At 67.0% G+C, this 13,005-nt stretch carries 14 protein-coding genes; 2 read left to right on the forward strand and 12 right to left on the reverse strand.

Annotated elements, in window-relative coordinates:
* Positions 1 to 61 precede the first annotated feature (61 nt).
* Together rlmN and ndk are read right to left on the reverse strand one after the other, a co-directional pair.
* A complete protein-coding gene (gene rlmN, locus LGN10_RS19730; RefSeq protein ID WP_060316423.1) occupies positions 62 to 1,201 on the reverse strand; it encodes a 23S rRNA (adenine(2503)-C(2))-methyltransferase RlmN in 1,140 nt (379 codons plus the stop codon).
* Between the two features lie 55 nt (positions 1,202 to 1,256).
* Complete coding sequence (gene ndk, locus LGN10_RS19735; RefSeq protein ID WP_040144283.1) at positions 1,257 to 1,682, reverse strand: nucleoside-diphosphate kinase; 426 nt, start codon at positions 1,680 to 1,682, stop codon at positions 1,257 to 1,259.
* 249 nt (positions 1,683 to 1,931) lie between these two features.
* Here ndk and LGN10_RS19740 point away from each other — a divergent pair, with 249 nt between their 5' ends.
* On the forward strand, positions 1,932 to 2,630 hold the full coding sequence (locus LGN10_RS19740; protein ID WP_059585309.1) for a Bax inhibitor-1/YccA family protein: 699 nt from the start codon (positions 1,932 to 1,934) through the stop codon (positions 2,628 to 2,630).
* 64 nt (positions 2,631 to 2,694) lie between these two features.
* Here LGN10_RS19740 and rlmD read toward each other — a convergent pair whose 3' ends face one another.
* Positions 2,695 to 3,999: a 23S rRNA (uracil(1939)-C(5))-methyltransferase RlmD gene (gene rlmD / locus LGN10_RS19745; protein ID WP_264163213.1), complete on the reverse strand. Its 1,305-nt coding sequence runs from the start codon at positions 3,997 to 3,999 to the stop codon at positions 2,695 to 2,697.
* Between the two features lie 324 nt (positions 4,000 to 4,323).
* Between rlmD and LGN10_RS19750 the strand changes: the two genes are divergently transcribed.
* On the forward strand, positions 4,324 to 5,178 hold the full coding sequence (locus LGN10_RS19750; protein ID WP_226224740.1) for an endonuclease/exonuclease/phosphatase family protein: 855 nt from the start codon (positions 4,324 to 4,326) through the stop codon (positions 5,176 to 5,178).
* A gap of 29 nt (positions 5,179 to 5,207) precedes the next feature.
* On the opposite strand, the gene LGN10_RS19755 is transcribed toward LGN10_RS19750, so the two are convergent.
* The 9 genes from LGN10_RS19755 to LGN10_RS19795 form a co-directional block, all read right to left on the reverse strand.
* A complete protein-coding gene (locus LGN10_RS19755) occupies positions 5,208 to 5,984 on the reverse strand; it encodes a 3'-5' exonuclease (RefSeq protein WP_059645787.1) in 777 nt (258 codons plus the stop codon).
* Positions 5,985 to 5,987: 3 nt separating this feature from the next.
* Positions 5,988 to 7,082, reverse strand: coding sequence for an RNA polymerase sigma factor RpoS (gene rpoS / locus LGN10_RS19760; protein ID WP_226224742.1), 1,095 nt, complete (start codon positions 7,080 to 7,082; stop codon positions 5,988 to 5,990).
* Between the two features lie 11 nt (positions 7,083 to 7,093).
* The gene (locus LGN10_RS19765) at positions 7,094 to 7,984 is read right to left on the reverse strand and encodes a peptidoglycan DD-metalloendopeptidase family protein (protein WP_059585304.1); all 891 of its coding nucleotides are present in this window, start codon (positions 7,982 to 7,984) and stop codon (positions 7,094 to 7,096) included.
* Between the two features lie 5 nt (positions 7,985 to 7,989).
* Positions 7,990 to 8,910: a protein-L-isoaspartate(D-aspartate) O-methyltransferase gene (locus LGN10_RS19770; protein ID WP_226224744.1), complete on the reverse strand. Its 921-nt coding sequence runs from the start codon at positions 8,908 to 8,910 to the stop codon at positions 7,990 to 7,992.
* Positions 8,907 to 9,668, reverse strand: coding sequence for a 5'/3'-nucleotidase SurE (surE, locus tag LGN10_RS19775; RefSeq protein ID WP_059585303.1), 762 nt, complete (start codon positions 9,666 to 9,668; stop codon positions 8,907 to 8,909). Before surE ends, LGN10_RS19770 begins: the two co-directional genes overlap by 4 nt.
* Before the next feature lie 198 nt (positions 9,669 to 9,866).
* On the reverse strand, positions 9,867 to 11,072 hold the full coding sequence (locus tag LGN10_RS19780; protein WP_059585302.1) for a CaiB/BaiF CoA transferase family protein: 1,206 nt from the start codon (positions 11,070 to 11,072) through the stop codon (positions 9,867 to 9,869).
* Between the two features lie 48 nt (positions 11,073 to 11,120).
* On the reverse strand, positions 11,121 to 11,717 hold the full coding sequence (recR, locus tag LGN10_RS19785; RefSeq protein WP_006478665.1) for a recombination mediator RecR: 597 nt from the start codon (positions 11,715 to 11,717) through the stop codon (positions 11,121 to 11,123).
* Positions 11,718 to 11,748: 31 nt separating this feature from the next.
* The gene (locus LGN10_RS19790) at positions 11,749 to 12,075 is read right to left on the reverse strand and encodes a YbaB/EbfC family nucleoid-associated protein (RefSeq protein WP_006482124.1); all 327 of its coding nucleotides are present in this window, start codon (positions 12,073 to 12,075) and stop codon (positions 11,749 to 11,751) included.
* 95 nt (positions 12,076 to 12,170) lie between these two features.
* Positions 12,171 to 13,005 (reverse strand): DNA polymerase III subunit gamma/tau C-terminal domain-containing protein (locus tag LGN10_RS19795; RefSeq protein WP_319001243.1); only part of this gene is annotated, 835 nt, incomplete at its 5' end.

Genomic DNA, 13,005 nt, shown 5'->3' on the forward strand with positions numbered 1-13,005 from the left:
CCCGAACCAAGCGCCCCCGACTACGCGCCCCCGAGTAGGCGTCCCCAACTGGGCGTCCCCGTCAAACTGCCCGAACTTCGATGATCTTTCCTGCCGCGCCCGTCCGTTCCGCGAGGCGCGTGCGGTCCTTCACCGCGCCGGCCAGTTGCCCGCACGCGGCATCGATGTCGTCGCCGCGGGTCTTGCGCACGGTCGTGACGACGCCCGCGTCGATGAGGACCTGCGCGAAACGCTTGATCTGCTCCGGCTTCGAACGGATCAGGCCAGATTCCGGAAACGGATTGAACGGGATCAGGTTGAACTTGCACGGCACGTCGCGCGTGACGGCCAGCAGTTCGCGCGCATGCGCTTCGGTGTCGTTGACACCGTCGAGCATGCAGTATTCGAACGTGATGAAGTCGCGCGGCGCGACTTTCAGATAACGCTGGCACGCAGCCATCAGCTCGCGAAGCGGATACTTCTTGTTGAGCGGCACCAGCTCGTCGCGCAGCGCATCGTTCGGCGCATGCAGCGAAACGGCCAGCGCGACCGGCAACTCGGCGCCGAGGCGGTCCATCATCGGCACCACGCCGGACGTCGACAGCGTGACGCGACGGCGCGACAGGCCGTACGCGTTGTCGTCGAGCATCAGCCGCATCGCGGGTACGACCGCGCTGTAATTCAGGAGCGGCTCGCCCATGCCCATCATCACCACGTTGGTGACGACCCGCTCGGCCCGGCCATTCGGGCCGGGCGCGCGGCCCAGCGACGCGCGCAACGCAAACTCGGCCATCCGGAGCTGGCCGATGATTTCGGCTGTCGACAGGTTGCGGGAGAAGCCCTGCTTGCCCGTCGAACAGAAGCGGCAGTTCACCGCGCATCCGGCCTGCGACGACACGCACAGCGTGCCGCGCGTCTCTTCCGGGATGAACACGGTTTCGACCGCATTGCCGTTTCCGACGTCGATCAGCCACTTGCGCGTGCCGTCGGTGGAAACGTGATCGCTGACGATATCCGGCATCACGATCGACGCGCGGCCCTTGAGCTTTTCCCTCAGGGACTTCGCGAGATCGGTCATGCCGTCGAAGTCGCCGGCGTTGTACTGGTGGATCCAGCGCTGCAACTGCTTGGCGCGGAACGGCTTCTCGCCCAGGCTGCCGCAGTACGCGACAAGACCCTCGGCGTCGAAGTCGAGAAGATTGACGGAAGTTTCGCTCGTCATGATGTGCTGCCTTGCCGCGTGCGCTGAATCCTGCCTACTTGCTGTCAGCCAGGGCTTAACGCGAGTAAACGTTCATTTCCGGGAAGAAGAACGCGATTTCGACCGCTGCCGTTTCCGCGGCGTCCGAGCCGTGCACGGCGTTCGCGTCGATGCTGTCGGCGAAGTCGGCGCGGATCGTGCCCTTTTCCGCCTTCTTCGGATCCGTCGCGCCCATCAGGTCGCGGTTCTTCAGGATCGCGCCTTCCCCTTCCAGAACCTGGATCATCACCGGGCCCGAGATCATGAAATCGACGAGATCCTTGAAGAACGGACGTGCCGCGTGGACTGCGTAGAACTTCTCTGCGTCAGCACGCGACAGGTGTGCCATGCGCGCTGCGACGATCTTCAGGCCGGCGCCTTCGAAACGGCTGTAGATCTGGCCGATCACGTTCTTTGCCACCGCATCCGGCTTGATGATCGACAGGGTGCGCTCGATTGCCATAAAAACTCCAAAAAATTAAGAAGTTACAGGTTCAAATGAATCCGCTATTGTAGCACGATCCCGTGTATCATTGCGATTGAACCCTTACACGAATGAAAGGTTCAGAATCCATATGTTTTGTTCCGCCGAGCCATTGAAACCTCGCGGCACGGAACGTATCTTAGCCATAGCTGCCCCGGTTTGCTGCGCCGCACATCGCGCGCGCCGAACCGGCCCCGGACGCCCACGCGTTCAATGTTAGGAGAAACCATGAACGACTATCCGTACAATTTCGGCCGCGGCGGTTCCGTCAGCACCGCCGAGGTTCGCAACCGCGTGCTGCGGAACACGTACTGGCTGCTCGCGCTGTCGATGGTGCCGACCGTGCTGGGCGCCTGGGTCGGCGTCGCGACGGGCTTCTCGCTGTTCGCGGCCACGAGCCCGATGATGAGCCTGCTCGCGTTCTTCGCGATCGCGTTCGGCTTCATGTTCGCGATCGAGCGGACGAAAAACAGCGCGGCCGGCGTGTTCGTGCTGCTCGGCTTCACGTTCTTCATGGGCCTGATGCTGTCGCGGCTGCTGAGCTTCATCCTCGGCTTCTCGAACGGCCCGTCGCTGATCATGCTCGCGTTCGGCGGCACCGGCATCATCTTCGCCGTGATGGCGACGATCGCCACCGTCAGCAAGCGCGACTTCTCGGGGCTCGGCAAGTGGCTGTTCATGGGCGTGATCGTGATCCTGCTGGCGTCGGTCGCGAACATCTTCCTGCAACTGCCGGCGCTGATGCTCACCGTGTCGGTGCTCGCGATCGCGATCTTCTCGGCCTACATGCTGTTCGACGTCCAGCGCGTCGTGAACGGCGGCGAGACGAACTACATCTCGGCCACGCTCGCGATCTACCTCGACCTGTACAACGTGTTCACGAACCTGCTCGCGCTGCTCGGCATCTTCGGCGGCAACCGCAACTGACGTTCGCTGCGCACCCATGAAAAAACCGGCCCGCGGGCCGGTTTTTTTACGTCCGCCGCCCGGCTTAGTCGCGCTCGAACAGCGCAATCGATTCGACGTGCGACGTATTCGGGAACATGTTCACGACACCAGCGCCCTTCAAGCGGTAGCCGGCCTCGTGCACGAGCAGGCCCGCATCGCGCGCGAGCGTCGACGGGTTGCACGACACGTAGACGATGCGTTTCGGCAGCGGGCCTTCGCCGCTCTGCGCGATCTCGGCCAGCGCCTTCGACACCGCGAGCGCGCCTTCGCGCGGCGGGTCGATCAGGAATTTGTCGAATGCGCCGAGCGCGCGCAGGTCGTCGCCCGTCACTTCGAACAGGTTCCGGCACGCGAACGTCGTGTGGCCGTCGACACCGTTCTCGCGCGCGTTCGCCAGCGCGCGCGTGGTCAGCGTGTCGCTGCCCTCGATGCCCATCACTTCGCGCGACAGCCGCGCGAGCGGCAGCGTGAAGTTGCCGATTCCGCAGAACAGGTCGAGCACGCGGTCGTCGCGCGACGGCGCGAGCAGGTGCAGCGCGCGGCCCACCAGCACGCGGTTGATCTGGTGATTGACCTGCGTGAAGTCGGTCGGCTTGAACGGCATGCGGATGCCGAATTCCGGCAGCGTGTAATCGAGCGACACGTCGAGCGGATAGAACGGCGTTACCGTGTCCGGCCCCTTCGGCTGCAGCCAGAACTGCACCTTGTGCTCGTCCGCGAACGCGCGCAGGAGCGCTTCGTCGTCCGCGTTGATCGGCTCCAGCACGCGCAGCACGAGCGCCGTGACCGCCGAGCCGACCGCGAGTTCGATCTGCGGCATCCGGTCGCGAATCGACAGCCCCTCGACGAGCCGGCGCAGCGGCACGAGCATCGCCGACACGTGCGGCGGCAGCACTTCGCAGCTCGTCATGTCGGCCACGTAGCTGCTCTTCTTCTCGTGGAATCCAACCAGCACGCCGCCCTTCTTCGCGACGTTGCGCACGGTCAGGCGTGCGCGGTAGCGATAGCCCCATGACGGGCCGTGGATCGGCGCGAACATCGTTTCCGCGCGCAGCTTCGCCAGGTGCCACAGATTGTCTTCGAGCACGCGCTGCTTGACCGCGACCTGCGCGCGCATGTCGAGATGCTGCATCGAGCAACCGCCGCAGGTGCCGAAGAACTTGCATTTCGGCTGCGTACGCATCACGCTCGGACGCAGAATGTCGACGACCGTCGCTTGCTCGTAGCTCGGCTTGCGGCGATAGCTCGAATAGGTCACGCGCTCGCCCGGCAGCGCGCCTTCGACGAAGATCACCTTGCCCGGCTGGCCGTCCTCGGTCATCGTGCGGCCGACACCGCGCGCTTCCATGTCGAGCGATTCGATCTCGAGAACCGGTGCAGGCCCGGGCGGAACGGGCGCATTTTTCGATTTGCGCGCAGAAGTGGGGACGGCTTCGGACACCAGCTTTTCCTGACAAACGTTGAAGAAGGCGAGATTGTAGACGACGAAGGCCCTCGCCGCGTGCTTTGGATGAGGCACGCATCGGGCACGCGGGCATAAACCATGCGGCGCGGGCCCGGACGGCCGCTCGACGCGGCTTTCCGATTCGCCTGCAGTCGGCGTGGGCCACGGAATCAGCCGAGGCAACGTCCGAGGCCCAACATCCCTACCCGCCCGACAGGAGGTTCGACCATGCGATTGATCGACTGGAACATCCAATGGGGCCGGGACGCGGACGGCGTCGTCGATCTTCCGCGCACCGTCGCGGCCATCCGCCGGCTCGGCGATTTCGACGTGCTGTGCCTGCAGGAAGTCACGCGCGGCTTCGACGCACTGCCCGGCCGGCCAGGCCCGGATCAGTTCGCCGAACTCGCGGCGCTGTTGCCTGGCTATACGATCGTCGAGGCCATCGGCGCCGACCTGCCTGCCATCCGGCCCGGTGGAGCACGCCGCCAGTTCGGCAATGCGATCGCGACGCGGCTGCCGGTCGGGCGCGTGCTGCACCAATTGCTGCCGTGGCCCGCCGACGCCGGCGCGCCGTCGATGCCGCGCGTCGCGCTCGATATCGAGTTGCAGGCGCCCTTCGGGCCGTTGCGCGTGATCACCACGCATCTGGAGTATTACTCGGCGCGCCAGCGGCTTGCACAGGTCGACGCGTTACGCGCCCGGCATCGCGAGGCCTGTGCGCACGCGGACCACCCCGCGCCCGCCGAAACCGCCGACGGGCCGTTCAGCGCGACCGGACAACCGCGCGACGCGATCGTCTGCGGCGATTTCAACAGCGCATTCGGCAGCGAGGCATACCGACGCTTTCTGGAGCCGATTGCCGACGCGCCGCGTTTCGTCGACGCGTGGGTCGCGCTGCATCCCGGTCGTACGCCGCCGCCGACGGCCGGCGTCTACGATACGGTGCAATGGTCGGACGGCCCGCTCACATGCGATTTCGTGTTCGTGACCGACACGCTGTTGCCGCGCGTCACCCGCTGCGAGATCGATGGCGACGTGCGCGCGTCCGATCACCAGCCGGTGCTGCTCGAACTGGCCTGATCGCGCAGGTTGCGGCGCCGCCGCCCGCGCTACGCGTCGAAGCCGGCCAGGTATTCGGCCCAGTGCGGCGCCGGCTCCAGCGCGAGCGCGTTCTTCACGAGCAGGATTTCGTCCGCGTACTCGCTCGGCGTCAGCCCGCCGCGCATCAACTGAAACCGGCAATACAGCAGGTAGGTGTTGACGACGTCGGTTTCGCAATAGTTGCGGATTTCGTCGATCCGGCCGTCGCGGAACGCCGGCCATACCTGGCTGCCGTCCATCCCGAGCTTGCCCGGGAAACCGCACAGCTTCGCCAGCGCGTCGAGCGGCGCGTTCGCGCGCGCCTGATACATCGCCAGCACGTCCATCAGGTCGGTATGCCGCGAGTGATAGCGCGAGATGTAGTTGTTCCACTTGAATTCGCGGTCGTCCTCGCCGAGATCCCAGTAGCGGGTGGCGGGAATGCCGTGCACGAGCGCGCGGTAATGGAGCACCGGCAGATCGAAACCGCCGCCGTTCCACGACACGAGTTGCGGCGTGTATTTCTCGATCACGCGGTAGAACGACTGGATCAGCGTGGCTTCGTTGTCCTGCGGCGTCCCGAGCGAGCGCACGCGAAAACCGTTGTTGTCGCGGAACACGCACGAGATCGCCGCGATCCGCTGCAGATGGTGCGGCAGGAAATCGCCGCCGGTCTTCTCGCGGCGTGCGGCAAACGCATGTTCGGCCACTGCGGCATCGTCGAGCGTCGCGGGCAGGTCTTCCAGACGGCGGATGCCGTCGACATCGGGAATCGTCTCGATGTCAAAAACGAGAATCGGAGTCATCAGTTACAGAACGGCGTCCTTGCGCACGCCGTTGGAGGCGAAGAACCGCTTGAGGCGCACCAGCGCTTCCTGCTGGATCTGGCGCACGCGCTCGCGCGTGAGCCCCATCTCGTCGGCAAGCTCCTCGAGCGTCGCCGGTTCGATGTGGTTCAGGCCGAAGCGGCGCTCGATCACGTGCCGGTGCTTGTCGGACAGCCGCGACAGCCACGCGCGCGTCAGCGTTTCGAGCTCGCGATGCCGCACCTCGGCGTCGGGCGACTGGCTCTGGTCGTCGGGCAGCAGGTCGAGCAGGCTGCTCGCGGGATCGAGGTCGAGCGGCGCGTCGAGCGACGCCGTGTGTTCGTTGAGCGCGAGGATATCGGTGACTTCCTCGGCGGTCTTGCCGGTGAGATAGGCGATGTCGTCGATGCTGGCTTCGCGGCGCTCGGCCGCCTCGCCCGTCGACATCGAATTCTTTTCGAGGTGGCGCTTCGCGCGCAGCACCTGGTTCAGTTCGCGGATCACGTGCACGGGGAGGCGTACCGTGCGGGCCTGGTTCATGATTGCCCGCTCGATGCTCTGCCGGATCCACCACGTCGCATAGGTCGAGAAACGGAACCCGCGCGTCGGGTCGAATTTCTCGATCGCATGCATCAGGCCGAGGTTGCCTTCCTCGATCAGGTCGAGCAGCGGCACGCCGCGGTTCAGGTACCCCTTCGCGATGCTGACGACGAGACGCAGGTTGCGCTCGATCATCACCTGCCGCGCTTCGAATTCGCCGGCCTTCGCGAGGCGCGAATAGCGCTGCTCTTCCTCGACGGTCAGCAGCGGCTTCACGCTGATGCGGTTCAGGTAATGCTGGATCGTGTCGGCCGTGAGCTCGGCCTGCAGCAGCGTGCGGAAATCGTCGACGTCGGGAACTGCTTCCTGGCGGCCTTCGCGCTCGTCGTCGTCGCCGTCCGCGTCGGCGTCGGCGTCGCGTGCCTCGAGATCGCGTTCGTTTTCCGCGACGTCGTCTTCGTCGTCCGTCGAAGCACCTGCTCGCCCCACCGATGCTTGCGTGGCACGACTGATCTTCTCAGACTCGGCTTGCGGCTCGTGGCGCTTCGATTTCGGCATGGTCGTCTCGGTTATTGAGGCGGCAAATACTTCAGCGGATCGACAGGCTTACCCTGCCGGCGAACCTCGAAATGCAGCATCACGCGGTCGGCATCGCTGTTACCCATCTCGGCGATCTTCTGCCCCTTCGTTACCGCGTCCCCCTCTTTTACCATCAAAGCGCGATTGTGTGCATACGCCGTGAGGTAAGTTGCATCGTGTTTGATGATAATGAGGTTGCCGTAACCACGCAGCCCGTTGCCGGAGTAAACGACGCGCCCGTCTGCTGCTGCCTTCACGGCCTCGCCGGCCGTCCCGCCGATATTGACGCCCTTGTTCTTCGCATCGTCGAACCCGTTCAGCACGGGGCCGCGCGCAGGCCACGCGAACGTCACGGGGCCGCTCGGGGCCGCGGCCGTATCGCTCGATCCGGTTGCCGCGGCCGGCGGCGTGGCGGCAAGCGCCGACGACGTGCCGGCAGCCGGCGTGGCCGGGCCGCTGCTCAGCGGCGCGGTCGCGACCGCACCACCGGCGATCGGTGCGGTGGCCGGCGCGCCCGCGACCGCGGCGCCGCCCGGCGGCGCGACACGCAGCAACTGGTCGACTTCGATCTGGTTCGGGTTCGCCAGATTGTTCCACGACGCGATGTCTCGATAGTTCTGCCCGTTCTCGAGCGCGATCCGGTACAGCGTGTCACCCGGCTTCACCCGATAGAAGCCGGGCGGCGGCGGGCCGAGCGGCACCGCGGGCTGCGCGGCGGTGCTCGTGCCGAGCGCCCCGGAGCGATCGACGACGGGCGCGTTGTCGAGCCGCGTCGCACAGGCGGCCAGCAGCGTGGAGAAAGCAGCCACACAGATCGCGCGCTGGGCGAGCGTGAGCGGTTCCCTGGATCGGTTGTTTTGCATCGCGCGCAACATACTCATCGGTTTCAAATCACTCCGGATTTTAAAGGGACAAAGAAAACGCGATCAAGCCGGGACTCTCGCCATTGCGCGTGCGCGACGCGCTCGACGAGCGTGAGCACCTGGTGCTGTCCGCTCTGCGCACCGACAGGCGCGACGAGCCGCCCGCCGATCGCGAGTTGCTCGAGCAGCGCGCGCGGCACGTCGAGCCCCGCCGCCGCGATCACGATCGCGTCGAACGGGGCCGCGGACGGCAGGCCGACACGCCCGTCGCCGTAGTGCAGACGGATGTTCGGCACGCGCAGCGGCCGCAGGTTCAGCTTCGCGCGCTCGTAAAGCGGCTTGATGCGTTCAATCGAATACACGTCGCGTGCCACGTGGCTCAGCACGGCGGCCTGATAGCCGCAGCCCGTGCCGATCTCGAGCACGCGCTCGAGCGTGCGGCCGGCCATCGCGAGCTCGATCATGCGCGCGACGACCGACGGCTTTGAAATGGTTTGCTGGTGGCCGATCGGCAGCGCCGAATCCTCGTAGGCCTGCGTCGCGAGCCCCGGATCCACGAACAGGTGGCGCGGCACCGCGGCCATCGCGTCCAGCACGCGCGCATCGGTCACGCCGTTCGCGCGCAGGCGTTCGACCATCCGCTCGCGCACACGTTCCGACGTAAGCGCGAACGCGCCGGCCGGCGCGACACTCGGCGCGGCCGGCTTCGGCAGCGCAGGCTTCAGTGCGGTAGGCTTCGGTGCGGTCGCCGGCTTCGCGGCGGCGATACCCGGCTGCGGCGCACGCAAGGCAGCCGGCTTCACCGCGACCGCGGGTTTGTCGGCGGCCTTCGGCACCGCGCTCGCCGTCTGGCGTTCGCCGGCCCGGCCTTTTTCCGACTTGCGTGGCGCTCGCTTGAGATCTTCGAGCGCGAGCGGGAACCGCTTCGCGCGCTCGCCGCTCATGAAGCCCGCCCTCCGGCGCGCGCCCATTCGCGCGTCGCGGGCAGCATCTGCGTATGCGTGAGATCGAGCTGCAGCGGCGTGATCGACACGAAACCGTTCGCGACGGCATGGAAATCGGTGCCTTCGCTGGCGTCCAGCGCCTCGCCCGCGGCGCCGATCCAGTAGATCGGCTCGCCGCGCGGGTCGGTCTGGCGAATCACCGGCTGCGACGGATGACGCTTGCCGAGGCGCGTGACCTTCCAGCCCTTCAGTTGATCGTACGGCAGGTTCGGAATGTTGACGTTCAGCAGCGGCTGGCCCGGCAGCGGATGCGCGAGGTAGTGCGCGACGATTTCCGCGGCGACGCGCGCGGCGTCGGCCAGATGCGTCCAGCCCTTGTCGACCAGCGAGAACGCGATGGCCGGCACGCCGAACATGATGCCTTCGGTGGCGGCTGCAACTGTCCCCGAATAGAGCGTGTCTTCGCCCATGTTCTGGCCGTTGTTGATACCGGACACGACGATGTCCGGCCTCGCATCGGCCATCCCCGTCAGCGCGACGTGCACCGAATCGGTCGGCGTGCCGTTCACGTAGAAGAAACCCGTACCCGCTGCACGCTGCACCGACAGCGGCCGCGACAACGTGAGGGAATTCGACGCGCCGCTGCAGTTCTGCTCGGGCGCGATCACCGTAAGCTCGGCCAGCGGCTGCAGCGCTTCGCTGAGCGCGGCGAGACCAGGGGCGAGATAGCCGTCGTCGTTGCTGAGTAGGATTCGCATCCGGCGATTGTAACCGAGGAAGGATGGCGCGAGAGCGACAGTCCAGCCACCGCAGACGGGCGGGTATACGCATGGGCGGGCGATGCGCCGCCGTACTGCGCGGCGGCGTTCCGCGCGCTGGGGAAAACACCGTGTCGCCCGATTTGCCGCCCCGACGAAAGTCTGGGCGACGGGATCCCATCGCCGGGCCGGCTGCGCTCAGATCGCGCCCGCCTCGCGCAGTGCGGCAATCGCCTGCGTGTCGTAGCCGAGGCCGCGCAGCACCTCGTCGGTGTGCTCGCCGAGCTCGGGCCCGAGCCAGCGCGTTTCGCCCGGCGTGGCCGACAGCTTCGGCGTGATGTTCGGCAGCGGAATGTCGGTGCCGTCGGCCAGCTTGAACCGCTGGATCATCTGGCGGGCGACGAACTGCGGATCGGTGAACATGTCGGCCGCGCTGTAGATGCGTCCGGCCGGCACGTCGGCCGCGTTCAGCACGCCGAGCGCCTCGTCAATCGTGCGCGGCGCGAGCCACGCGGCGATCGCGTCGTCGATTTCCTGCGTGCGCGGCACGCGCCCGTCGTTCTGCGCGAGCGCGGGATCGTCGGCGAGGTCGTCGCGCTCGATCGCCTTCATCAGCCGCTTGAAGATCGGGTCGCTGTTGCCGCCGATCACGATGCTGCCGTCGCGGCATGCATACGTGTTCGACGGCACGATGCCCGGCAGCGACGCGCCGGTGCGCTCGCGCACCATCCCGTACACGCCGTATTCGGGCACCACGCTTTCCATCATGTTGAAGACGGCTTCATACAGTGCAACGTCGACCACCTGCCCCGCGCCGCCGTTGACCTTGCGATGATGGAGCGCCATCAGCGCGCCGATCACGCCGTGCAGCGCGGCGATCGAATCGCCGATCGAGATGCCGATGCGCGGCGGCGGAAGATCCGGATAGCCGGTGATGTGGCGCAGCCCGCCCATCGATTCGGCGATCGCGCCGAAGCCGGGCCGGTCGCGGTACGGGCCCGTCTGCCCGTAGCCGGACAGGCGCACCATCACGAGGCCCGGATTGTCGGCCGACAGCACGTCGTAGCCGAGCCCGAGCTTTTCGAGCAGGCCCGGACGGAAGTTCTCGATCACGATGTCGGCCTCGCTCGCGAGTTGCCGCGCGATCGCCTTGCCGGCGTCGGCTTTCAGGTTCAGCGTGACCGATTTCTTGTTGCGCGCCTGCACGGACCACCACAGCGACGTGCCGCCCTGCTCCGGGTAGAGCTTGCGCCACTTGCGCAGCGGGTCGCCGCCGTTCGGATCCTCGATCTTGATCACTTCCGCGCCGAATTCGGCGAACAGCCGCGACGCGAACGGCCCCGCGATCAGCGTTCCGAATTCGAGCACTTTGACGCCCGCGAGCGGGCCCTGGCTGGTGCTCATGTGTCTCCCTGGCATGAGGAACGGCGCCGCTAGCAGGCGGCGCCCGGCTTACATCGTGCGGCGATCGAGCATCGCGCGGGCGATGGTGCCCGCGTCCACGTACTCGAGCTCGCCGCCCACCGGCACGCCGCGCGCGAGACGCGTGACCGCCAGCCCGCGCGCCTTGAGAGTCTGGCCGAGATAGTGGGCGGTGGCTTCGCCTTCGTTGGTGAAGTTGGTCGCGAGCACGACTTCCTTGACGACGCCGTCGGATGCGCGCCGCACGAGGCGGTCGAAATGGATTTCCTTCGGACCGATTCCGTCGAGCGGGCTCAGCCGCCCCATCAGCACGAAATACAGCCCGCGGTAGGTCATCGTCTGCTCGAGCATGATCTGGTCGGCGGGCGTCTCGACGACGCACAGCAGCGTCGGATCACGCTCCTCGTCGCTGCAGACCTCGCAGATCTGCGCTTCGGTGAACGTGTTGCACTTTTCGCAATGCTGCAGGTGCTCGGTCGCGAACAGCAGCGACCGGCCGAGCCGCTCCGCGCCCTCACGGTCGTGCTGCATCAGGTGAACCGCCATGCGCTGCGCGGATTTCGGCCCGACGCCGGGCAGCACGCGCAACGCTTCGACGAGAGCGGACAGGGCGGACGGCTGTTTCATACGGCGGCAAACGGTGGCAAGGACGCCAAGCTCAGAACGGCAGCTTGAAGCCCGGGGGCAGCGGCAGGCCCGACGTCATGCCGCTCATCTTTTCCTGCGACGTGGCTTCGGCCTTGCGCACCGCGTCGTTGAACGCAGCGGCGACGAGATCCTCGAGCATGTCCTTGTCGTCCGCGAGCAGGCTCGGGTCGATCGACACACGGCGCACTTCGTTGCGGCACGTCATCGTCACCTTGACGAGGCCGGCGCCCGACTGCCCTTCGACCTCGATCAGCGCAAGCTGCTCCTGCATCTTCTTCATGTTTTCCTGCATTTGCTGCGCTTGCTTCATCAGTCCGGCGAGGTTGCCTTTCAACATGGGAATACTCCTTCTCGATCGTGTGAAAACCGGCACGCGGCGCGTGCCGGCCAATGTGTGCGGGGCGTGATTGTGCCTGTCGTGGGGCGCTCGGTTCAATGGAGTGTAGGCGGCACACCGTCCGGCGCGGAATCGGCGAGCGGACGCACCGACCCCTCGACGATGCGCGCACCGAACTCGCGCACGAGCTGCTGGACGAACGGATCGCCGTGAATCTCCTGCTCGGCTTCGCGCTGGCGCGCCGCGCGCGCGGCCGCATCGAGCGCCGCCGCGGTGCGCCGTGCGGGCCCGACCTCCACGGTCACCTCGACCGGCTTGCCGAGCGCATCGGCCAGCGCGGCCTTCAGCTTCGCCACCTGCGCGGCGTCCGCATACTGCGGCACGGGCACGGACAGTTTCAACGCGCTCGCATCGACGGCCGTCAGCTCGCTGTTGAACGCGAGCTGGTATGCAACACCCTTCAGCGGCAGCCGCGAAGCCAGCGCCGGCCATTCGCCGTCGAAGCCGATCGGATCGAGCGCGATCGCCGGCGGTAGCGGGCGCGTGTCGATCGGCGCGGCCGGACGCGCGTCCGCCGGCTTCGGCGTCACGCGCACATCGTCGGGACCGCTGTCGAACACCGGCACGAAGCCGTCGTCGGAACCGCCGAACATTTCGTCGGCGCTGAGCGGCACGTAGTCGTCGGGCGGGATGTCCTCCCACGGCGGCGACGGCTGGCGCGCCTCGGCGGCTTGCGGCGCGCGGGCGGCGGCACGCGGCGTCGGCACCTGCACGGCCGGCCGCGGCGCGGCCGGCTTCTCGGCGGCCGGCTGGGCCGCCGCCGGCTTGGCCGCAGCGCCTGCACGACCGCGGTCCGACGACACGCGCATCCCTGCATTGCGCAGCACGTCGAGCGCGGCGGCGGCACCGCCGGCGCGCGCCGCCGGACGC

It is taken from the genome of Burkholderia sp. AU32262 (genome assembly GCF_020419985.1).
Lineage (GTDB): Bacteria > Pseudomonadota > Gammaproteobacteria > Burkholderiales > Burkholderiaceae > Burkholderia > Burkholderia semiarida.

Bases quoted from the DNA above. Each gene is read 5' to 3' on its own strand.
- rlmN (WP_060316423.1), bottom strand. From the start codon at position 1,201: ATGACGAGCGAAACTTCCGTCAATCTTCTCGACTTCGACGCCGAGGGT.
- ndk (WP_040144283.1), bottom strand. From the start codon at position 1,682: ATGGCAATCGAGCGCACCCTGTCGATCATCAAGCCGGATGCGGTGGCA.
- LGN10_RS19740 (WP_059585309.1), top strand. From the start codon at position 1,932: ATGAACGACTATCCGTACAATTTCGGCCGCGGCGGTTCCGTCAGCACC.
- rlmD (WP_264163213.1), bottom strand. From the start codon at position 3,999: ATGGAAGCGCGCGGTGTCGGCCGCACGATGACCGAGGACGGCCAGCCG.
- LGN10_RS19750 (WP_226224740.1), top strand. From the start codon at position 4,324: ATGCGATTGATCGACTGGAACATCCAATGGGGCCGGGACGCGGACGGC.
- LGN10_RS19755 (WP_059645787.1), bottom strand. From the start codon at position 5,984: ATGACTCCGATTCTCGTTTTTGACATCGAGACGATTCCCGATGTCGAC.
- rpoS (WP_226224742.1), bottom strand. From the start codon at position 7,082: ATGCCGAAATCGAAGCGCCACGAGCCGCAAGCCGAGTCTGAGAAGATC.
- LGN10_RS19765 (WP_059585304.1), bottom strand. From the start codon at position 7,984: ATGAGTATGTTGCGCGCGATGCAAAACAACCGATCCAGGGAACCGCTC.
- LGN10_RS19770 (WP_226224744.1), bottom strand. From the start codon at position 8,910: ATGAGCGGCGAGCGCGCGAAGCGGTTCCCGCTCGCGCTCGAAGATCTC.
- surE (WP_059585303.1), bottom strand. From the start codon at position 9,668: ATGCGAATCCTACTCAGCAACGACGACGGCTATCTCGCCCCTGGTCTC.
- LGN10_RS19780 (WP_059585302.1), bottom strand. From the start codon at position 11,072: ATGAGCACCAGCCAGGGCCCGCTCGCGGGCGTCAAAGTGCTCGAATTC.
- recR (WP_006478665.1), bottom strand. From the start codon at position 11,717: ATGAAACAGCCGTCCGCCCTGTCCGCTCTCGTCGAAGCGTTGCGCGTG.
- LGN10_RS19790 (WP_006482124.1), bottom strand. From the start codon at position 12,075: ATGTTGAAAGGCAACCTCGCCGGACTGATGAAGCAAGCGCAGCAAATG.